Source organism: Kitasatospora griseola (genome assembly GCF_014648555.1).
In the GTDB taxonomy this organism is placed as follows: domain Bacteria; phylum Actinomycetota; class Actinomycetes; order Streptomycetales; family Streptomycetaceae; genus Kitasatospora; species Kitasatospora griseola.
Genome location: NZ_BMRI01000099.1, coordinates 847 through 1,258 on the forward strand (window position 1 = coordinate 847; position 412 = coordinate 1,258).

A 412-nucleotide genomic window follows, 5' to 3' on the forward strand; every position below is an offset into this window, starting at 1 on the left:
TCGCAGGCTGATCACCGGCCTCGCACGGCCGGTTCACCGCAGCACCGACCACGTCCTGCACTGGTCCCACTGGCGCCGCCGACGCCAACACCAAGCCCGGACCAGCCACTACAAACGACGAGGCCACAGCCCAAGAGATGAAGCCTCGTCACCATAAGCACCGTTGCAGTACTAGGCCGTGTCTCATAATTGATCTTGTGGTGGGTCGGGGAGAGATAACGGATGCTGCGTGGGCTCGGATTGAGCCGTTGCTGCCGCAGCGGGACGGGGCCGGGCGTCCTTGGCGGGACCACCGGCAGGTGGTGAACGGGGTGCTGTGGCGGCTTCGCACCGGCGCCCCGTGGCGTGATCTGCCCGAACGCTACGGCCCGTGGCAGACCGTCTACCGGCGCTTCGCCCAGTGGGAGAAGGA

Annotated in this window: 1 protein-coding gene; it reads left to right on the plus strand. The window is 66.7% G+C overall.

The window, feature by feature from the left end; genetic code table 11:
• Positions 1–197: 197 nt before the first annotated feature.
• On the plus strand, positions 198–412 hold a 215-nt coding region (locus IEZ12_RS37270; RefSeq protein ID WP_189278829.1), incomplete at its 3' end, for a transposase.